Here is a 20,580-nt window from a genome sequence, read left to right on the forward strand (position 1 = left end):
CGTTCGACACGGCGGCCATGCCGGGCGGGTAAAGGGACCCGGGAAAAGTCGCCATGATACCGCGCCTCGCGGCGCCGTAAACAGCGTGAGGCCCCGCCCCGCAAGGGTTTTACGTATTTTGAACAACGATCGACGGGAACTTCGACGTCATGTCGCGTGCGCGCTCGGCGATCGCCAGCGCGACCCCGCGCGCGATGTCGCGATAGCGCCGCGCCAGCGCGCCGTCCGGTTCGGCCGCGACCGTCGGCGTGCCGCTGTCGGCGCGCTCGCGGATCGCGATGTCGAGCGGCAGGCTGCCGAGCACGGTCACGCCGTAGTCCTGCGCCATCCGCTCGGCACCGCCCGCGCCGAAGATGTGCTCTTCGTGGCCGCAGTTCGAGCACACGTGGATGCTCATGTTCTCGACGATACCGAGGATCGGAATCCCGACCTTCTCGAACATCTTCAGGCCCTTCTTCGCGTCGAGCAGCGCGATGTCCTGCGGGGTCGTGACGATCACGGCGCCGGTCACCGGCACGCGCTGCGCGAGCGTGAGCTGGATGTCGCCCGTGCCCGGCGGCATGTCGACGATCAGGTAGTCGAGCTCGCGCCAGTTGGTCTGTCGCAGCAGCTGCTCGAGCGCCGACGTCGCCATCGGGCCGCGCCACACCATCGGGTTGTCTTCCTCGATCAGGAAGCCGATCGAGTTCGCCTGCAGCCCGTGGCCGACCAGCGGGTTCATCGACTGGTTGTCGGGCGACTCGGGCCGCTGGCCGTGAATGCCGAGCATGGTCGGCAGCGACGGACCGTAGATGTCGGCGTCGAGAATGCCGACCGACGCGCCTTCCGCGGCGAGCGCGAGCGCGAGGTTGACGGCCGTCGTGCTCTTGCCGACACCGCCCTTGCCCGACGCGACCGCGACGATGTTCTTCACGTTCGGCAGCAGCTTCACGCCGCGCTGCACCGTGTGCGCGACGATCTCCTGCGACACGGCGACGCGTGCGTCGCGCACGCCCGGCACGGCCTTCAGCGCAGCGGCGATGCGCGCGCGCACGTCGTCGTGCTGGCTGCGCGCGGGATAGCCGAGCACCACGTCGACCGCCACGGCGTCGCCGTCGATCGCGACGTTGCGCACGCCCTTGTTCGCCGCGTAAGGACGGCCCGTATTGGGGTCGACGACAGCCGCCAATGCGGCGTCGACTTGTGCCCGGTCAATGCTCATCGAAACTCCGTGAAAACGTTTTTCTCTCGCGCAAACGTCAAGAAATATCAAATAACGCTGCGAAAATCGGGAAAAGTGAAAGAATCTGTTGCACGCCATTGCGCGAACGCGCGCGGCGGAGCAATCTTCGCGTGCGGCATGCTATGGGGCCAAATCGGCCACGAACCGCCTATATTGTAGAGGCTGACGCATCACCCTGTCCGGAACAGCCACGCTGGCGAACAGGGCATGCAGCCGCCTCGGCGGCTGCCGCGGGCACGGGCCTGCCCACCTTTTTCGGGCGTCCGTGCCGGGAGCCGTAACTGTTGTTTGTCGTCGTTGTCGACTCGTTCAACCAAGAGAGGAATTCAAGATGAACATGAAAATCGCGACTCGCCTGTCCGTCTTCGCCTTGGCCGGCGCACTGCTGGCAGGCTGCGCCACGCAGCAAGGCAACAACACGGCCGTCGGGACCGGCACCGGCGCAGCGCTGGGCGCAGGCATCGGCGCGCTGGCCGGCGGCGGCAAGGGCGCGGCGATCGGCGCGGGCGTCGGCGCACTGGTCGGCGGCGTGACGGGTTACAACTGGCAGGCGATCAAGAACAAGCTCGCGCCGTCGGCAGCCAAGACGGGCACGCAGGTGACCGAGCAGCCGGACGGCTCGCTGAAGCTGAACGTGCCGAGCTCGGTGACGTTCGCGACCAACCAGTACGCAATCACGCCGGCCTTCACGCCGCTGCTGAACGACCTGGCGACGACGCTGAACCAGAACCCGCAAGTGACGGCATCGGTCGTCGGCTACACGGACAGCACGGGTTCGCAGCAGCTGAACCAGACGCTGTCGCAGAACCGCGCGCAGAGCGTCGTCAACGCGCTGGTGCAGCGTGGCGTCGCCGGCGGCCGCCTGGCGGCACAGGGCATGGGCCCGTCGAACCCGATCGCGGACAACGCGACCGAAGCCGGCCGCGCACAAAACCGCCGCGTCGAGATCTACCTGCGCGCAGCCCAGCAGTAAGCATCGTCGCGAGAGGAAACAGGGTCGCGCGCCGGGCGCGCGGCCCCGCCGCACAAGGCTTTCAGCGGGCTCCGTAACAAATCGAAAAAAATTTCGAACTTCTGTCGCGACCCGCGGTCTGTCTTTACGGTACGCGGCTGGCGCTGCCGGCGCGTCACCATTCTCCTCTTGTCGTTGTTGCTCCGGGGCCGAATTCGCCCCGGTTTTTTTTGCCCGGAATTCGCCTGCTGCATCGCAGCATCGCACCGCCTGGCACGCCGCCGCCGCGGCCCCGCCCCTTCCGGCGCCCGATCCACGGCGCCCGCGCCGGCTGACCTGCCCGCGCCCCTGATAGAATCGCAGTTTCCGTCGTTTCCGCCGTTCTTCTACAGACCCTATGTCCGCATCCGACCTCACTTCCGTGCAGGCTGCGGCGCCGCAAGGCAGCCGCCAGATCCTCGTTACGTCCGCACTGCCCTATGCCAACGGCCAGATCCACATCGGCCACCTGGTCGAGTACATCCAGACCGACATCTGGGTGCGGACGCTGCGAATGCACGGTCACGAGGTCTACTACATCGGCGCCGACGACACGCACGGCACGCCGGTCATGCTGCGCGCGGAGAAGGAAGGCCTGACGCCGAAGCAGCTGATCGAGCGCGTGTGGACCGAGCACAAGCGCGACTTCGACAGCTTCGGAGTGTCGTTCGACAACTTCTACTCGACCGACTCGGACGAGAACCGCGTGCTGAGCGAGAAGATCTACCTCGCGCTGAAGGAAAACGACCTGATCGCCGAGCGCGAGATCGAGCAGGCGTACGACCCGGTCAAGGAAATGTTCCTGCCGGACCGCTTCATCAAGGGCGAATGCCCGAAGTGCCACGCGAAGGACCAGTACGGCGACAACTGCGAAGTGTGCGGTTCGACCTACCTGCCGACCGAACTGCTGAACCCGTACTCGGTCGTGTCCGGTGCGACGCCGGTGCGCAAGACCTCGACGCACTACTTCTTCCGCCTGTCGGACCCGCGCTGCGAGTCGTTCCTGCGCGAATGGGTCAGCGGCCTCGCGCAGCCCGAAGCCACCAACAAGATGCGCGAATGGCTCGGCGACGCCGGCGAGGCCAAGCTCGCCGACTGGGACATCTCGCGCGACGCGCCGTACTTCGGCTTCGAGATCCCGGGCGCGCCCGGCAAGTACTTCTACGTGTGGCTCGACGCGCCGGTCGGCTACTACGCGAGCTTCAAGAACCTGTGCGACCGCAACGGCATCGACTTCGATGCGTGGATCCGCCCGGGCACGAAGGCCGAGCAGTACCACTTCATCGGCAAGGACATCCTGTATTTCCACACGCTGTTCTGGCCGGCGATGCTCGAGTTCTCGGGCCATCGCACGCCGACCAACGTGTTCGCGCACGGCTTCCTGACGGTCGACGGCGCGAAGATGTCGAAGTCGCGCGGCACGTTCATCACCGCGCAGAGCTACATCGACACGGGCCTGAACCCGGAATGGCTGCGCTACTACTTCGCCGCGAAGCTGAACGCGACGATGGAAGACATCGACCTGAACCTCGACGATTTCCAGGCGCGCGTGAACAGCGACCTCGTCGGCAAGTACGTGAACATCGCGAGCCGCGCGGCCGGCTTCCTGCTCAAGCGTTTCGACGGCCGCGTGCAGGACAGCGCGATGAACCATCCGCTCGTCGCGACGCTGCGCGATGCGATTCCGGCGATCGCCGCGCACTATGAAGCGCGCGAATACAGCCGCGCGCTGCGCCAGACGATGGAGCTCGCGGACGAAGTGAACGCGTACGTCGACGGCGCGAAGCCGTGGGAACTCGCGAAGGATCCGGCCAACGCGGTCGCGCTGCACGAAACCTGCAGCGTGAGCCTCGAGGCGTTCCGCCTGCTGTCGCTCGCGCTGAAGCCGGTGATGCCGCGCGTGGCCGAAGCCGTCGAGGCCTTCTTCGGGATCGCGCCGCTCACGTGGGCCGACGCCGCGAAGCCGCTGTCGTCCGCGCAGCCGATCAAGGCGTACCAGCACCTGATGACGCGGGTCGATCCGAAGCAGATCGACGCGCTGCTCGCCGCGAACCGCGATTCGCTGCAGGCCGAGGCCGCCGGCGCCGCTGCCGCGGGGGCAACCGCCGCGAAGGACGCGAAAAACGCGAAGGCGAACGCGAAGGTGGCTGCGGCGAACGGCGCCGACGACGGTCCGATCTCGATCGACGATTTCGCGAAGATCGACCTGCGCATCGCGAAGATCGTCGCGTGCCAGGCCGTCGAGGGCTCCGACAAGCTGCTGCAGCTCACGCTCGACGTCGGCGAGGAAAAGACCCGCAACGTGTTCTCGGGCATCAAGTCCGCGTACCAGCCCGAGCAGCTCGTCGGCAAGCTGACGGTGATGGTCGCGAACCTCGCGCCGCGCAAGATGAAGTTCGGGCTGTCCGAAGGGATGGTGCTCGCCGCGTCGGCGGCCGACGAGAAGGCCGAGCCGGGCCTCTACATCCTCGAGCCGCACAGCGGCGCGAAGCCCGGCATGCGCGTGAAGTAAGCCGCACGCGCCGCTGCTTGCACACGAAGCCCCGCACCACGTGCGGGGCTTTTTCATGAGCGGCAGCGAGCGGCGCCGCGGCCGGTGGTTGCAGGTCGGCGTGACGCTCGCCGCTACGGGGCAGGCTTCGGCGCGTGCGCACGCGCGAACCGGGGCGCCGGCGCGCCTGGCCGACCGGCCAGGCGCCCGCTTCGTCACCGCTGGCCGAACCAGCGATCGAAACGCCGCGTGTAGTTCAGGTCGACGCCCTGGAACGTGCCGCCGTACGCGGACACCGACCAGAAGCGCGTCAGGTTGATCGTCGCCTTGAACGCATTGCTCGCCGATTGCAGCCCTTGCTCGTAACCGAGCACGAAGCGCTCGTTGATCGCCTTCGAGATCTGCACGACCTGCGCATCGGTCAGGCCGACGTCGCTGCGGCCGATCGAGAATTCGTCGAGACCGATGCTCTGCGCGACGCGCTTGCCGGTCGCGCTGCCGAGCAGCCCGAGCGCGGCGGTCATCGCGTTCTGCTGGCCGACGTTGTTGCCCTGGTCGGTGCCGTGCCCGAACAGCAGCCACGACAGCTTCTCGTTGTCGGTGACGTTCGGCTCGGACACGAGCTTGACCGTCGGCGACTGGATCGTGCCCGTGACCTGCACACCGGCCTCGACCTCCTGGTTGCGCCGCATCGCGAGGATGTTCACGCCCGGATTCGACACCGGACCGTTGAACGTGAAGAAGCCGTTCTCGACCGCGAGCTTGCGGCCGAACGACGTATACGTCGAGCCTTCCGTCACGCGCACGTTGCCGACCGCGCGCAGCGGCACGCCCGGCGCGCTCATCACGGTGATCGTGCCGCGCAGGCCGAGATCCGCGCCGTGGCCCTTGAAGCGGAAGTTGTTGCCGAGCCCGATGTCGATGTTCGCGCGCGGCGCGAGCGACGGCGCCGGCTTGTCCTCGACCTTCTGCGGCTTCGCGACCGCCGTACCGGTCTGCACGTCGCCGCGCACCGTGCCGTCCGGGCGCACGATCACGACGTCGTCGGACAGGTGCGGCGCCGACTCCTCCGGCAGGTCGAACAGCGCGCGATCGACGACGAACTTGCCGTCGATCGACAGTGCGCCGCGCGGCCCGTCGTTCGCGACGGTCGCCTTGCCCGACAGCGACAGCTTGCGATCCGGCGCCGCGAACAGCTCGAGCTTGTCCGCGACGATGCTCGCGGTCAGGTCGGGCGCCTCGCCGTCGAGACGCACGCGACCGATCGCGCGCAGCGTGCCGTCGCCGCCGTGGAACTCGACCTGCTGGAACTCGACGAGGTTCTCCGCGAGCTTCACGCGCACGATGCCGTCCTTCAGCTGTACGCCCTGATCGACGAGCGTCGCGGACAGGTCGTCGCCGGTCAGCATCCCCGACACGTTCGGCTTCACCGGCGTGCCCGCGACCGTCAGCTTCAACGCCGCGCGCCCGCCGAGCAGGTAGCTCGGCCCGAACAGGTTGCCGGTCGCCTTCAGCGACGGAATGTCGGCGTCGATGCGGCCCGACAGCGGGCCGTCGTCGACGACGCCGAACACGCCGTCGCGCAGCGCGAACGGCACGGTGACGTTCGCGTCGAGCGTGCCGACCCGGTTCGCCTTCGCGAGCGCCACCACGTTGAGCCGGTTGCCGGGTGCAAAGCTCGCGCGTGCGGACAGGTCGGTCAGCCCGAGCGACGCGATACCGCGCCCGGTCTCGATCGTCACGTCGCCGCCGCGCCGCTTCACCTGCACGTAGCCCGTCGCGTTCGCGCCGAGCGAGAAATCCCAGTCGGCATCGAGCACGACGTCGGTGCGCACCGGCGGCCGCTGGCCCGTCAGTTCCTGGCGGATCTCGAGGAAACGGGCGACCGATGCATCGCGCACCGCGCCTGCCGAGCGCATCTGGCCGTGATCGAACACGAACGACTTCAGGTCGATCGCCGCGCCTTCGAGCGTGAGCCGCGTCGCGCCGAGCGTCACGCGGCCGGCGCCGGCCGACACCGCAAGCGGCGCCTGCAGCGCCACCGCCGGCGTGCCGCGATTCGCGAGGCGCGTGACGGTGCCGTCCCAGCGCGTTCCGTCGCGGCTCTCGACCACGCCGCCGTTCGCCGCGAGCGTCAGGTCGATCACGCGGCCGCCGGCCGTCCCCATCGCCGACGCGTCGAGCGTGTGCTTCGCGCGCGTGCCGTCGAGGTTCGCGCGCAGCGATTTCAGTTGCAGCGAACCGAGTGCGATGTCGGTCGCGTCGGCCGTGAATACGAGCGCGCCGTGCGCGCCGTCGCGGATGTCGGCACGACCCTGCGCGGCACCGATCCGGTTCGAGCCGACCACCACGTGCTGGGCCTTGTAGGTGGCCGTCACGTTCGGATGCGCGAAGCTGCCGGTCAGCTCGCCCTGCGCCTGCACGAGCCCCTGCACGCCGAAGCCGAGCCGGTCGAGTTCCGGCGCGTCGACGACGAAGCGCAGCCGGTCGCCCGGCGCGCCGAAACTGCCGCGCAGGTCGACGTGGTTGCCCGCGATCGACAGCGTCGCATTGCTCGGCAGGATCCGCGAGCCGGCGAACTGCACGACGCCCGCGCCGGTCAGCGGCACGCCGTCGTACAGGCTGTCGCCGAGCTTGAAGGTCGCCTTCGTCGACACCTGCGGCGCGAACGCGCCGGATGCCGTCAGCGTGCCCGATACGCGCGTCTCGCCGCGCCTCGCCGGCGCCTTGGCCGCGGCGGCGGTTTTGGTCGCTGTTTTGGCCGCCGTTTTGGCCACTTTTGCCGCCGGCTTGCCGCTACCGGCCTTCGGCGCGCCCACCGCCGCGAGCAGCAGCGGATCGAATGCGGTCAGCGTCGCCTTCGCGTCGTAGCTCGAATGCGCGTCGTGACGGAACACGCCGGTCAGGTCGATACGGCCCTTGCCCGCCGTCACGCGTGCATCGGTCAGCACCGTCTGCTGCGGCGTCAGCGCGACCTTCGCACGCGCGCCGAGCGCGAGCTTCGGATCGTTCAGGTCGAAATCGACGGTCGTCACGTCGCCGGCGAGCGTCACGCCGAGCGGCCCGCCCAGGCGCATCGGCCGCAATTCGGCAACGAAGGCGTTCAGGTCGAGATTCGCAACCTTCAGGTCGAAGCGGCCCTTGCCGCCCGTCAGCGTGCCGTTGCCGGTCACGCTGCCGTCGCGGATCAGTTTCAGCGCGAGGCCGTCGATTCGCTGCGCGTGCGCGTCGAGATTGACGATCGCATGCGCGTCGACGACCGGCAGCAGGTGCTCGCCGAGCGTGCCGGGCTTCGCGTTGGCGATCGACACGGGGCCGGTCACCGCGAACCCCTTCGCCGGGGCAGCGCCGGCCGGCGCGGTCACGGGCGCCAGCTCCGCGCGCACCGCGAGATCGGCGGCCGGCGCGCCCGGCGCGAGCGCCTGCGGGTTCACGTGATCGAACACGAGCGACGCGCGCGTGAGCGGCACCGCGCCGAACGGCGCGGCCTCGACGTGCGCGCGCCCGTTCAGCTTCATCCCGCTCGCGGTCACGTCGGCGACGAGCGCGTCGAGCGAACCCGATACGTTCGCACTCGCGTTGACCGCTTCGTTGGCCACCTTGCCCACGTAGGTCGCGTTGCCCGTCAGGGCGAACGGCTTCACGCCGTCGAGCTTCGCGCGCGCGGTCAGCGCGCCGTACGGCGTGTCGACGCTGTCGAGTGCGAGTTCATGGTGACGGCCGTCGCTGCGGCCGTTCAGCGCGAGATGGTCGAGCTGCGTCGTCGAGGCGCCTTCGTGGATCGCCAGGCGGTCGACACGCAGGTCGTCGATCCGCAACTGCAGCGGCAGGCTCAGGTCCTGCGGCGTCGCGGCCGGCTTCGACGGCCCCGGCACGATCCGCACGTCGACCGTGCCCGCGCGCAGGTAAGCGACCGACAGCCGCCACGGCGCGCGGGTCAGCACCCAGCGGCCGTCGAGCCGGTCGATCCGCACTTCGGTGCTCGTGCCGCCGGGGCTCGTCCATGCGAAGCCGCGCAGCCGCACGCCGGTCGCGAGCGCGCCGCCGTCCAGCGTGCCCGCCAGCCGGCCGCCGAGTACGCGCACGGCCGTCTGCCACGCGAGCCGCGTGCCGCGCTCGGTCGTCGCCGCGGCCAGCACGAGCCCGGCCGCCAGCACGACGAGCAGCATGGCCGTCACGAGCGTCCACGCGACGATCCGGCCCGCACGCCCGCGCCGCGGCCCGCGCGGCGGCGCACCGGGCGCGCGCTCGGGCGAGTCCGGATCGTTCGGCGGCGGCGTGTCGTTCGGGTCCTTCGTCATGCGGTTCGTGGCTCGTGCAACAAGGTCAGAAGGCGATGCCGAGCGTCAGGTACGGGCGCACGCTGTGGTTACGCAGTCCGTACGCGACGTCGACGTTGATCGGGCCGACGGGGCTGCGCCAGCGCGCGCCGATGCCGACGCCCGGGTAGAACACGCGCTCGCCCCACGCATCGGTCGCGGTGCCGATGTCGAAGAAGGTCGCGGCGCCCCAGTCGCGGTTGAACCAGTGCTGGTATTCGGCGGTGCCCGTCATCAGGTACTTGGTCGGCAGCACGGAGCCGGCGACGCTGTTGCCGATGCTCTGGTAACCGTAGCCGCGCACCGAGTTCGAGCCGCCCGCGCGGAACAGCAGCGACGCCGGCACGCCGGTCGAGCTGCCGCTCGTGAACACGCCGCCGAGCTCCGCGCGGAACACGAACAGGTCGCGCTTGCCGACCGGCACGTACTGCTGGCCGCGCGCGTAACCGCGGATGAAGGTCTGGTCGGTCAACACGCCCTTGATCGCGAAGCCGGCCTCCGCGTGGATCAGGTTGCCCGAGCGCGGGAACAGCGGATCGTCGACGTTGCGGCGCGTCCATGCCCACTGCGGCACCAGCGCGCGGCTCGTGGTCGGGCCGGCGCCGTTCTGGTCGAGCCGGTCCTGGTAGAACATCAGCGAGTACGCATAGTCGATGAACTGGCCGGTGCGCGTACGCTGCACGCCGACCCGCGCGCTGTAGATGCGCGTGTCCGACACGTTGGTGTTCGTGTACGACGCGAGCACGCTGTTGGTCCACCCTTTCGCGCCGGGCGGCATCGACAGCTGGACCTGGCCGTACTGCTGGATCTGGTCGAGCCGGCCCGACACGGTGAACGGCCACGCGGCGCCGAACGTGTCGAGATACGTGTAGGAGCCCTGCACGTGCGGGCCCGTATCGGTCGCGTAGCCGACGCCGCCGCGAATGTTGTTGTACGGGAACTCGCTGACCTTCACGTGCACGGGCGTACGCTCGGGCTTCGACGTATCGTCGCCGACGTCGATCGCGACGCTCGCGTAGTACGGCGTGTTCTGCAGTTGCCGCTGCAGCTCGGTGATCCGCTGCACGTCGTAGATCTCGCCTTCCGACAGCGGATTGACGTTCGTGACGATCTTCTCCGGGTAGCGGCGCACGCCGTCGACATCGACCTTGCCGATCGTGAATGTCGGGCCGCTGTCGAACGTGACGGCCAGCGTCGCGCGCTGCGTGCGCGGGTCGATGCGCGCCTCCGACGACGCGATCTTCGCGCCCAGGTAGCGGCGCGCCTGCAATTGCCTGAGCGCCGCGCCCTTCGCGACGTCCCAGTCCGATTGCGTGAACGGGTCGCCCGGCTTCAGCGAGAACGCGAAGCGGGTCGCGGCCTCCTGCTTCGGATCCTCGGTGCCGACCGGGCCCTTGAACGTCAGGTCGACCGTCGACACGACGGTCTGCGGCCCCGGATCGACGGCGACGCGCACGTCACGCTTGCCGTCGCGCGTGCGCACGTCGGTGCGCACGACCGGCGAAAAATAGCCGGCCGTCGCGGTCAGGTCGCGCACCTGCTGCGGTGTCGCGGTCACGAGGAAGTCGAACTGGTCGTCGCTGATGTCGTCGCGCTTCGCGAAGCGCGCGATGTCGAGATGGGTCTTGAGGAGCTTGCGGATCGAGCGCGGCGCGTCGATGTCGACGTCGTACTTCGCGTAGGCCGGCAGCACGACGAACGCGGCGAGACAGCCGACGAGGGCTGCCCGGGCCGCCGCACCGGCGCCGCGCCGCGCGCGACGACCGGGGTGTCGGGCCGCGCGCGGGCTCGCCTCATGCGTCGTATGTGCTTGCTGGTTCGCGTGACCCGCCAAATATGACCTCACCCTCGGTTGTCGTGATTCCGTGGAAAACCCTGTATTTGACCACAGGGCGGCGGCCCTGCCCGCGCGGGCCCCGCTTTGACGCTTGCGCGCAACGACGCGCGCACGGGCCCGGCCGGTCGCGCCGCGGGCACCGGCCAGCGGATTCGACGCGCGATTGCCGCCGGCTGTTCCCCGCGATGCGGTAAAATCCCGCCATCGCGAATCCGGCGCATCGTGCGCCGCCCGAAACGGAAAGCCAAGCCATGCCGTACCAGTCCGACGTCACGCAATTCCTGAACCAGCTCAAGCAACAGAAGCCGACGCTCGAAGAAGAGCAGCGCAAGGGCCGCTCCCTGCTGTGGGACAAGCAGCCGATCGACCTCGACGAGCGTGCCGAGCAGCAGGAATCGCGCGTGAAGCAAACGTCCTACGTCTACTACCAGAACTTCTGACGACGTGAGCGCCGCCGACGAGGCCAGCGCCGCCCGGCAGGACGACGCGATCGCCGCGCCCGCGGGCGCCGATTCGACGCCCGACACGGTCGACGGTGTCGCGGCGTTCGCACGCCTGTACGGCGAGCCGCTCTTCAAGCTGCCGCAGGACCTCTACATCCCGCCCGATGCGCTCGAGGTGTTCCTCGAGACGTTCGAAGGCCCGCTCGACCTGCTGCTGTACCTGATCCGCAAGCAGAACTTCAACGTGCTCGACATCCCGATGGCGCAGGTCACCGCGCAATATCTGGGTTACGTCGACCAGATCCGCACGTCGAACCTCGAGCTGGCCGCCGAATACCTGCTGATGGCCGCGATGCTGATCGAGATCAAGTCGCGGATGCTGTTGCCGGTCAAGAAGGCCGACACCGGCGAGGAAGCCGAGGATCCGCGCGCGGAACTCGTGCGCCGCCTGCTCGAATACGAGCAGATGAAGCTCGCCGCGCAACGTCTCGACCAGTTGCCGCAGCTCGGCCGCGACTTCCTGCGCGCCGAGGTCTACATCGAGCAGAGCATCACGCCGCGCTTTCCCGACGTGAACTCGGACGACCTGCGCGCCGCGTGGGCCGACGTGCTCAAGCGCGCGAAGCTCGTCCAGCACCACAAGATCTCCCGCGAGGAGCTGTCGGTGCGCGAGCACATGAGCCTGATCCTGCGCAAGCTGCAGAACGCACGCTTCATGGAGTTCGCCGACCTGTTCGACACGTCGCGCGGCGTGCCGGTCGTGGTCGTGAACTTCATCGCGATGCTCGAGCTCGCGCGCGAATCGCTCGTCGAGATCACGCAGCCCGAACCGTTCGCGCCGATCTACGTGCGCCTCGCCTACCTGCCCGCGTAAGGCGCCCGCCGCCCCCGCCTCACCCCGCACACCGAAACACGCCGCATCCCGCCGCCGGGCCCGCCCGCGCGGGCTGCCTGCGGCGCGCCCGCGTAAAAAGTGAACGATCGTACTTTTTTCGATGCGTCCGGCGGCCAAATCCTCTACAATCCGCCGACGCCCGATGCGCCGCCCGCGCGCCGGCGTTCTCCGCTTCGACCCCGACGCCGCTGTTGCGGCGCCAACGCGCGCCTGCGCGAGGAACCCGCTACCCGATCATGAAAGTCATCAGCTCGATCCAGGAACTGCGCGACCAGCTGCGCGGACAGAACCGCACGGCGTTCGTGCCGACGATGGGCAACCTGCACGAAGGTCACCTGTCGCTGATGCGCCTCGCGCGCCAGCACGGCGACCCGGTCGTGGCGAGCATCTTCGTCAACCGGCTGCAGTTCGGCCCGAACGAGGATTTCGACAAATATCCGCGCACGCTGCAGGACGATATCGAGAAGCTGCAGAAGGAAAACGTCTACGTGCTGTTCGCGCCGACCGAACGCGACATGTATCCGGAGCCGCAGGAGTACCGCGTGCTGCCGCCCGACGACCTCGGCGGGATTCTCGAGGGCGAGTTCCGCCCCGGCTTCTTCGCCGGCGTGTGCACGGTCGTCACCAAGCTGATGTCCTGCGTGCAGCCGCGCGTCGCCGTGTTCGGCAAGAAGGATTACCAGCAGCTGATGATCGTGCGCCGCATGTGCCAGCAGCTCGCGCTGCCGGTCGAGATCATCGCGGCCGAGACCGTGCGCGACGAGGACGGCCTCGCGCTGTCGTCGCGCAACCGCTACCTGACGACCGACGAGCGCAAGGAAGCGCCCGAGCTCGCGAAGACGCTGCAACGCGTGCGCGACAGCGTGCTCGGCGGCGAGCGCGACCTCGGCACGCTCGAGCAGCACGCGCGCACGCACCTGGCCGAGCGCGGCTGGGCGCCGGACTACATCGCGATCCGCCGCCGCGCGAACCTGATCGCGCCGAGCGCCGCCGAGCTCGAAGCCGGCGAGCCGCTCGTCGTGCTCGCGGCCGCGAAGCTCGGCGCGACGCGCCTGATCGACAACCTGGAAATCTGACGGGCCGCCCGCCCTCGCCTCACACGCCTCACGGAGATACCATGCAGCGCCACATGCTCAAATCGAAGATCCACCGCGCGGCCGTCACGCACTGCGAGCTGCATTACGAAGGCTCGTGCGCGATCGACGAAGACCTGCTCGAAGCGGCGGGCCTGATCGAAAACGAACGGATCGACATCTGGAACATCAACAACGGCGAGCGCTTCTCGACCTACGCGATCAAGGGCGAGCGCGGCAGCGGGATGATTTCGCTGAACGGCTCGGCCGCGCGCCGCGCGCAGCTCGGCGACCTCGTGATCATCGCGGCGTTCGCGATGGTCGACGAAGCCGAGCTGCAGGCCGGCTGGAAGCCGAAGCTCGTGTTCATCGACGAAGGCAACAAGATCAAGGGCCACCGCGACCACGTGCCGACGCAGAACTGGACCTGATTCACGCGGCGGCCGGCGTGTCGCGGCGCGCCGGATCGCTGCCGCGGCGCTCCGCGCGCCGGGGGCGGCCGAAGCCGCGCAGCCGCATACGTACGAAGGGCCTGATCCGGCACGCTGCCGCATCAGGCCCTTCTTCATTGGAGCGGGAACCGACCGAATTCGACCGGCTGCGCCGCGCGGGTTCGCCTCGCGCATCCGCCTCGCGCGCTCAGGACGCCTTCGCGACCTTCTCCGCTTTCGGTGCACGGCGCTCGGCCCATTCGACGATCGGCCGCCACTGCTCGAGGTCCTTCTCGACGCGGCTCTTCGCGACGTCCCACAGCGTCAGGCCGTGCGCGGCGATCTGCACGTAGTTCTGCGTGTCGCGCACGTAGCCGAGCACCGGCAGCCCGAGCCCTTCGACGAAACGGTGCAGCTGGTCGGACGAGCGCGTGCGCGCGTCGACCCGCATCCCGACGATCCCGACCTCGACGCTGCCCTTGCGCACGGCCTTCTCGCCGGCGAGGCGCTCCAGAAACTGCTGGGTCGCGAGAATATCGAACATCGACGGCTGCAGCGGCACGATCACCTTGTCGGCGAGCTGCAGCGCGACGTTGAGCCGGTTGCCGTGCAGCCCGGCCGGCGTGTCGATCACCGCATATTCGAGGCCGCGCGGCGGCTTCGACGGCGCATCCGGGTCGAGCTCCCACGCCTCGATCGGCGGCAGGCCGGCCGGCCGCAGGTCGAGCCACGCATGCGCGGACTGCTGCCGGTCCAGATCGGCGAGCGCGACCCATGCGCCCTGCGCCGCGAAATAGCCGGCAAGATTGGTGGACAGCGTGCTCTTCCCCACGCCGCCCTTCGGATTCGCCACCACGATGACCGTCATGAATTCCCCCGAAAAAGCCGTGCGGCGCCTGCCGCCCTGGCAGGCGCCGCTCGATTGCGGATACAGGGAGCGATGATATCGGCAAACGGGGTGTCACCGGAACGGGTTGCGCCGAAGCCCGCCCCGTTTATGCGGTCCGCGTCGCGGCGCGCGATGCGCCGAGCGCGAACGCACCGCCGCCCAGCAGCGCCTGCACGGCCAGCGTGACGGCCCAGAACGCCGGGTATTCCCAGCCGCCGTTCGGCGACGCGAAGCTCCAGCCGTTCGGCAGATGCGCGGACACCGCGCCGAGCATGAACGGCAGCAGCACGAGTGCGGCGATCCGCACGCGGAAGCCCGCGAGCAGCGCGAGGCCGCCGGCCAGTTCGACGACGGTGGTGACATACGCAAGCCAGCCCGGCAGGCCGATCGACGCGAAAAACTGCGCGGTGCCGGGCAGCGTGAAGACGAACACCTTCTGCGCGACGTGCGCGAGGTACAGCACGCCGAGTGCGACACGCAGCAGCGTCGCGCCGAGATCGTTCAGGCGATTGGGGTTCATGGCGAATTCCTTCGTGAGTGGATGGGAATGGATCGCACTCTATTCGAATCGTTTCGACCAATAAACACGCATTCCGGCTTTAACTGATTCCCGAATGGAACGAATCGGATCATGAAAAAGGGCATGACCGATCATGCCCCGATGCCAGCACCCCCGCCGCGAACCTCAGCCGCCGCTCTTGCCCTGGGCGGCGTCGCCCGAGCCGGCCGGCCCGCCGCCCGGTGCATACGAATCGCACGCGTGCGCAAGCGCCGACGCGCCCAGCAGCACCGCGAGCAGCACACTCAACCACCATCGAGCCTTCATCGTCGCGCTCCTTCGGGCGGACCTCCGCCCATCTGAGTTGTACGCGATCCGCCGCAAAATGCCAGGCCGGCACGCCATGCGTCAGCGGAACTCGGCGTACAGCGCGCGCAGGTCGAGATGCTCGGCGAACGAATCGGCCAGCCGCTCCAGCGACGCCTCGCGCAGCGCCGGATAGTCGATGCGTTCCGCGCCGTCGAGCCCCGCCCATGCGAGCAGTGCCGCGCACGCGTCGGGCGCGTCGAACAGCCCGTGCACGTAGGTCGCGAGGATCTGCCCGTCGGCCGACCGTGCGCCGTCCGGGCGCACGCCGCCCGGTGCGTCGCCCGCCGCCAGTTCCAGCGCGGGCGCCGCGAGCGCGGGCCCGCGCGTGTCGCCCATGTGGATCTCGTAGCCGTGCACCGCGGCAGCGCCCGGCAGCGCGAGCTGCCCGGTCACGTTCTTCAGCGTCTTGTCCGGCTGCAGCGTCGTGTCGAAATCGAGCAACCCGAGCCCCGCCACGCTGCCGGGCGCCCCTTCGAGGCCGAGCGGATCGTCCAGCGTGCGGCCGAGCATCTGCATCCCGCCGCAGATGCCGATCACCTTGCCGCCATAGCGCAGGTGCCGGCGGATCACCGCGTCCCAGCCCGTGTCGCGCAGCCACGCGAGATCGCGCTGCACGCTCTTCGAGCCGGGCAGGATCAGCAGGTCGGCGTCCGGCACCGGGCCGCTCTTCCAGTACGTGAACTCGACCTGCGGATGCGCACGCAGCGGGTCGAAGTCGGTATGGTTGCTGATCCGCGGCAACGCGGGCACCACCACGCGCAGCACGCCGGCATCGCCGCGCGCAGCGGCGCTGCGCGCCTGCGACGGCAGCATGTCCTCGGCATCGAGCATCAGCCCGTGCAGGTACGGCAGCACGCCGAATACCGGCTTGCCCGTCTGCGCGCGCAGCCAGTCGAGGCCCGGTTCGAGCAGCCTGATGTCGCCGCGAAAGCGGTTGATGACGAAGCCGCGCACGCGCGCGCGCTCGCTGTCCGACAGGCACGCGAGCGTGCCGACCAGGTGCGCGAACACGCCGCCGCGGTCGATGTCGGCCACCAGCACGACCGGGCAGTCGACGCGCTCGGCGAAGCCCATGTTCGCGATGTCGCCTTCACGCAGGTTGATCTCGGCCGGGCTGCCCGCGCCTTCGACGAGCACCGTGTCGTAGCCGGCGCGCAGCCGCGCGTACGACTCGAGCACCGCGTCGAACGCGACCGGCTTGTAGTCGTGGTAAGCACGCGCGTCGAGGTTCATGCGCGCCTTGCCGTGAATGATCACCTGCGCGCCGCGGTCGCTCGTCGGCTTCAGCAGCACCGGATTGAAATCCGTATGCGGCGCGACGCCGGCGGCCAGCGCCTGCAGCGCCTGCGCGCGGCCGATCTCGCCGCCGTCGGCCGTCACCGCGCTGTTCAGTGCCATGTTCTGCGGCTTGAACGGCGCGACGCGCGCGCCCGCGCGGCGCGCGAGGCGGCACAGGCCCGCGACGAGCGTGCTCTTGCCCGCGTCGGACGTCGTGCCCTGGATCATCAACGTGCCGTGCGGCTGCGGTTCGGGTGCGTTCATCGTGTGCAAAGTCGTGGCGAAGCAAACGCGCATTATCGCCCGCGTGCGGCCGCCCGCGCCGTTACAATCACGCGATGATTCCGCACGACCTCACCTTCGTCCTCGGCGGCGCGCGCTCGGGCAAGAGCGCGCACGCCGAGCGGCTCGCCGCCGACAGCGGGCGCCCCGTCACCTACATCGCGACCGCGGCCGCGACGGCCGCCGACGCCGAATTCGAACGGCGCATCGCGCATCACCGCGCGCGCCGGCCGGCCGACTGGGGTTTCGCCGACGCGCCCGTCGACCTCGCCGGCACGCTCGCGCGGCTCGACGATCCGCACGCGTGCCTGCTCGTCGACTGCCTGACGCTGTGGCTCACGAACCTGCTGTGCCCGCTCGACGGCGAACCGCTCGACGATGCGCAGTACGCGGCGCAGGTCGAGCGGCTCGAGCACGCATTGCGCGGCGCGCGTGCGAAGGTGATCGTCGTCAGCAACGAAATCGGGCTCGGCGTCGTGCCGCTCGGGTCGGTCACGCGCCGCTACGTCGACGAACTCGGGCGCCTGAACCAGCGCGTCGCCGCGCTCGCGACGCGCGTGACGCTGCTGGTCGCCGGGCTGCCGCTCGAACTCAAGGCCGGAGCGTCGTCATGCTGATGCTGTCGCTGCCGCTCGTCGCGATGCTCGCGGTCGCGGCCGCGATCGTCGATCGTGTGATCGGCGAACCGGCCGGCTGGCATCCGCTCGTCGCGTTCGGCCGGCTTGCCGCGCGCATCGAAGGCGCGCTGAACACGGGCCGGCGCGGCCGCGTGGTCGGCGTCGCCGCATGGGTCGCGGCCGTGGTGCCGCCGGTGGTGGTCGCCGCGTGGCTCGCGGCCGTGCTGCCCTGGCCGCTCGCGGCCGCGCTGCACGTCGCGCTGCTGTGGTTCGCGCTCGGCGCGAAGAGCCTCGCCGACCATGTCGCGCCGATCGCCGCCGCGCTGCTGCGGCACGATCTCGATGCCGCACGCGCGCTGACCGCACGGATCGTGTCGCGCGACACGAGCGCAGCCGACGAAGGCGCGCTGTCGCGCGCGGCCGTCGAATCGGCCCTCGAGAACGGCAACGACGCGATCTTCGGCGCGCTCTTCTGGTTCGTCGTCGCCGGCGGCCCCGGCGCGCTGCTGTTCCGGCTCGCGAACACGCTCGACGCGATGTGGGGCTATCGCACGCCGCGCTTCCTGACCTTCGGCTGGGCCGCCGCGCGCCTCGACGACGCGCTCAACTGGATTCCCGCACGCCTCACCGCCGCGAGCTACGCGCTGCTCGGCGACACGGCCGCCGCGTGGCGCTGCTGGCGCACGCAGGCGCGCCACTGGGACAGCCCGAACGCGGGCCCCGTGATGGCCGCGGGCGCCGGCAGCCTGAACGTGCAGCTCGGCGGCCCGGCCGTCTATCACGGCGAAATCGAAGACCGTCCGGCCCTCGGTACCGGCGCACCGGCGACGGCCGCGCACGTCGTCGCCGCGCTGTCGCTCGTCACGCGCACGCTCGCGCTGTGGCTCGCACTGCTCGTCGCGAGCGGCGCACTCATCCTCGCAACCCATCATGTCTGACGCACGCATCCCGCACGGCGGCAACCTGCACGAAGCCGCGCGGCGCCACGGCATTTCGTACGACGCCTGGCTCGACCTGTCGACCGGCATCAATCCGGTCGGCTATCCGGTGCCGCCGGTCCCGGCCGACGCATGGCGCCGGCTGCCCGACGAAGGCGACACGCTCGCCGCATGCGCGGCCCGCTACTACGGCGCACCCGATGCCGCGCACGTGCTGCCGGTCGCCGGCAGCCAGGCCGCGATCCGCGCGTTGCCCGCGCTGCTGCCGGCCGGCGATGCCGGCGTCGCGCCGCTCGCGTACGGCGAATACGCGCCTGCCTTCGCGCGTCACGGCCATCGTGTCGTCCCGCTCGACATCGCCTCGGACGCGTTGCCTGCGACGCTGCGTCACGTCATCGTCGGGAATCCGAACAATCCGACTGCCGAGTTCGTTCCGACCGAACGGCTGCTCGGCTGGCATGCGCAACTGTCGGCACGCGGCGGCACGCTGATCGTCGACGAGGCCTTCGCGGATACGGGCGCCACGCCATCGCTCGCGCAGTACACCGATCGTCCGGGCCTCGTCGTGCTGCGCTCGGTCGGCAAGTTCTTCGGGCTCGCCGGCATTCGCGCAGGCTTCGTGCTCGCGCGTCCCGAGCTGATCGCCGCGCTGCGCGACATGCTCGGCGCGTGGACCGTCAGCGGCCCCGCGCGTCACGCGGTCGCCGCCGCGTTCGCCGACCGCGCATGGCAGGCCGCCGCGCGCGAGCGGCTCGCGGCCGACGGCGCACGCCTCGCCGCGCTGCTGCGCGCATACGGCTTCGCGGTGCACGCGACGCCGCTGTTCAGCTGGACCGACGACCCGCGCGCCGCCGCGCTGCATACGGCACTCGCCACACACGGGATCTGGACGCGGCACTTCGCGCAACCGTCGAGCGTGCGCGTCGGCCTGCCGGGCAACGAAGCCGAATGGCTGCGCATCGCCGACGCGCTCGCGCAGTGCGTGCCGACGCTGCAACGGGCATCCGCATGAACGCCCGCCCGTTGCGCCGACTGCCGGCGCTCGCGATGCTGGTCGCGCTCGCGCCCTTCGCTCACGCCGACGTCACGACCCGCGACGATGCAGGCAATGCCGTCACGCTGCCCGCACCGGCGCAACGCGTGATCAGCCTCGCGCCGCATGCGACCGAACTGGTCTATGCGGCCGGCGGCGGCACGAAGCTGGTCGGCACGGTCACGTACAGCGACTACCCGCCCGCCGCGCAGGCCGTGCCGCGCGTCGGCGACAACAAGGCGCTCGACCTCGAGCGGATCGCCGCGCTGAAGCCCGACCTGATCGTCGTCTGGCGGCACGGCAATGCCGAGCGGCAGACCGACGCGCTGCGTGCGCTGCACATTCCGCTGTTCTTCAGCGAACCGAAGCATCTCGACGACGTCGCGACGTCGCTGCGCCGTCTCGGCACGCTGCTCGGCACGGAACCGGTCGCCGACGCGGCCGCGGCATCGTTTTCGCGCGACATCGCGGCGCTGCGCGCGCGTTACGCGGCACGCCCGCCCGTCACGATGTTCTTCCAGGTATGGGACCGGCCGCTGACGACGCTCAACGGCGCGCATCTGTTCAACGACGTCGTCACGCTGTGCGGCGGCCGTAACGTGTTCGCGGCGCTGAAGCCGCTCGCGCCGACCGTCACCGACGAGGCCGTGCTTGCGGCGAATCCGGAAGCGATCGTGACGACGAGCGCCGGCGCGACACGCTCGGACGCGCCGCTGCCGAGCCTCGCGCGCTGGCGTGCATGGCCCGCGCTGACGGCCGTGGCGCGCAACAACCTGTTCGCGATCGACGGCGATCTGCTGACGCGGCCGTCGCCGCGGATCGCGCAAGGCGCGGCCGCGCTGTGCGAGGATCTCGACGCGGCGCGGGCGCGGCGGCCGGCGCGCTGATTTCGGGCGTCGATGCCCTTGCGCGCGTCAGGCGAGCACGCGACTGCCTACGCGTCCCAGTGGACGACTTCCCACATGCGGGCGAC

At 69.9% G+C, this 20,580-nt stretch carries 17 protein-coding genes; 10 read left to right on the forward strand and 7 right to left on the reverse strand.

Annotated elements, in window-relative coordinates; translation table 11 throughout:
- Positions 1-109: 109 nt before the first annotated feature.
- Positions 110-1,201, reverse strand: coding sequence for an iron-sulfur cluster carrier protein ApbC (gene apbC / locus U4Z31_RS27270; RefSeq protein ID WP_044847723.1), 1,092 nt, complete (start codon positions 1,199-1,201; stop codon positions 110-112).
- A 352-nt stretch (positions 1,202-1,553) separates the two neighbouring features.
- Here apbC and U4Z31_RS27275 point away from each other — a divergent pair, with 352 nt between their 5' ends.
- The gene (locus tag U4Z31_RS27275; RefSeq protein WP_044847722.1) at positions 1,554-2,195 is read left to right on the forward strand and encodes an OmpA family protein; all 642 of its coding nucleotides are present in this window, start codon (positions 1,554-1,556) and stop codon (positions 2,193-2,195) included.
- Positions 2,196-2,571: 376 nt separating this feature from the next.
- Positions 2,572-4,725: a methionine--tRNA ligase gene (gene metG, locus U4Z31_RS27280; RefSeq protein ID WP_321811943.1), complete on the forward strand. Its 2,154-nt coding sequence runs from the start codon at positions 2,572-2,574 to the stop codon at positions 4,723-4,725.
- Between the two features lie 194 nt (positions 4,726-4,919).
- Here the strand turns inward: metG and U4Z31_RS27285 are convergent, their stop codons facing one another.
- Together U4Z31_RS27285 and U4Z31_RS27290 are read right to left on the reverse strand one after the other, a co-directional pair.
- The gene (locus tag U4Z31_RS27285; RefSeq protein ID WP_321811944.1) at positions 4,920-9,005 is read right to left on the reverse strand and encodes a translocation/assembly module TamB domain-containing protein; all 4,086 of its coding nucleotides are present in this window, start codon (positions 9,003-9,005) and stop codon (positions 4,920-4,922) included.
- Between the two features lie 25 nt (positions 9,006-9,030).
- Positions 9,031-10,857 (reverse strand): autotransporter assembly complex family protein, encoded by a 1,827-nt coding sequence (locus U4Z31_RS27290; protein WP_321811957.1) that lies wholly within the window; start codon positions 10,855-10,857, stop codon positions 9,031-9,033.
- 254 nt (positions 10,858-11,111) lie between these two features.
- On the opposite strand from U4Z31_RS27290, the gene U4Z31_RS27295 reads away from it, so the two are divergent.
- The 4 genes from U4Z31_RS27295 (at position 11,112) to panD (ending at position 13,702) form a co-directional block, all read left to right on the forward strand.
- Positions 11,112-11,300, forward strand: a complete 189-nt coding sequence (locus U4Z31_RS27295; RefSeq protein ID WP_044849219.1) for a DUF3460 family protein — start codon at positions 11,112-11,114, stop codon at positions 11,298-11,300.
- 4 nt (positions 11,301-11,304) lie between these two features.
- Positions 11,305-12,177, forward strand: coding sequence for a segregation and condensation protein A (locus U4Z31_RS27300; protein WP_044849220.1), 873 nt, complete (start codon positions 11,305-11,307; stop codon positions 12,175-12,177).
- A 257-nt stretch (positions 12,178-12,434) separates the two neighbouring features.
- The gene (gene panC, locus U4Z31_RS27305; protein WP_044849221.1) at positions 12,435-13,274 is read left to right on the forward strand and encodes a pantoate--beta-alanine ligase; all 840 of its coding nucleotides are present in this window, start codon (positions 12,435-12,437) and stop codon (positions 13,272-13,274) included.
- A 41-nt stretch (positions 13,275-13,315) separates the two neighbouring features.
- Positions 13,316-13,702: an aspartate 1-decarboxylase gene (gene panD / locus U4Z31_RS27310; RefSeq protein ID WP_006484038.1), complete on the forward strand. Its 387-nt coding sequence runs from the start codon at positions 13,316-13,318 to the stop codon at positions 13,700-13,702.
- A 208-nt stretch (positions 13,703-13,910) separates the two neighbouring features.
- On the opposite strand, the gene U4Z31_RS27315 is transcribed toward panD, so the two are convergent.
- From U4Z31_RS27315 to U4Z31_RS27330, 4 genes are all read right to left on the reverse strand, one after another.
- Positions 13,911-14,570 (reverse strand): ParA family protein, encoded by a 660-nt coding sequence (locus U4Z31_RS27315; RefSeq protein ID WP_044849222.1) that lies wholly within the window; start codon positions 14,568-14,570, stop codon positions 13,911-13,913.
- Between the two features lie 127 nt (positions 14,571-14,697).
- Positions 14,698-15,111, reverse strand: a complete 414-nt coding sequence (locus U4Z31_RS27320) for a DoxX family protein (RefSeq protein WP_321811945.1) — start codon at positions 15,109-15,111, stop codon at positions 14,698-14,700.
- A gap of 165 nt (positions 15,112-15,276) precedes the next feature.
- The gene (locus U4Z31_RS27325; RefSeq protein WP_185640879.1) at positions 15,277-15,417 is read right to left on the reverse strand and encodes a hypothetical protein; all 141 of its coding nucleotides are present in this window, start codon (positions 15,415-15,417) and stop codon (positions 15,277-15,279) included.
- An 81-nt stretch (positions 15,418-15,498) separates the two neighbouring features.
- Positions 15,499-17,001, reverse strand: a complete 1,503-nt coding sequence (locus U4Z31_RS27330; protein ID WP_321811946.1) for a cobyric acid synthase — start codon at positions 16,999-17,001, stop codon at positions 15,499-15,501.
- Positions 17,002-17,075: 74 nt separating this feature from the next.
- On the opposite strand from U4Z31_RS27330, the gene cobU reads away from it, so the two are divergent.
- Genes cobU through U4Z31_RS27350 form a run of 4 tightly spaced genes read left to right on the forward strand, consistent with a single transcriptional unit; the run spans position 17,076 to position 20,494 of the window.
- Positions 17,076-17,636 (forward strand): bifunctional adenosylcobinamide kinase/adenosylcobinamide-phosphate guanylyltransferase, encoded by a 561-nt coding sequence (gene cobU, locus U4Z31_RS27335; RefSeq protein WP_257772954.1) that lies wholly within the window; start codon positions 17,076-17,078, stop codon positions 17,634-17,636.
- Positions 17,630-18,574, forward strand: a complete 945-nt coding sequence (gene cbiB / locus U4Z31_RS27340) for an adenosylcobinamide-phosphate synthase CbiB (RefSeq protein ID WP_044849301.1) — start codon at positions 17,630-17,632, stop codon at positions 18,572-18,574. The genes cobU and cbiB overlap by 7 nt, the downstream gene beginning before the upstream one ends.
- Positions 18,567-19,586, forward strand: a complete 1,020-nt coding sequence (cobD, locus tag U4Z31_RS27345; RefSeq protein WP_321811947.1) for a threonine-phosphate decarboxylase CobD — start codon at positions 18,567-18,569, stop codon at positions 19,584-19,586. The genes cbiB and cobD overlap by 8 nt, the downstream gene beginning before the upstream one ends.
- A complete protein-coding gene (locus U4Z31_RS27350; protein ID WP_321811948.1) occupies positions 19,583-20,494 on the forward strand; it encodes a cobalamin-binding protein in 912 nt (303 codons plus the stop codon). The genes cobD and U4Z31_RS27350 overlap by 4 nt, the downstream gene beginning before the upstream one ends.
- Positions 20,495-20,580 lie beyond the last annotated feature (86 nt).

Source organism: Burkholderia sp. BCC1985, from assembly GCF_905339915.1.
Classification (GTDB): Bacteria; Pseudomonadota; Gammaproteobacteria; order Burkholderiales; family Burkholderiaceae; genus Burkholderia.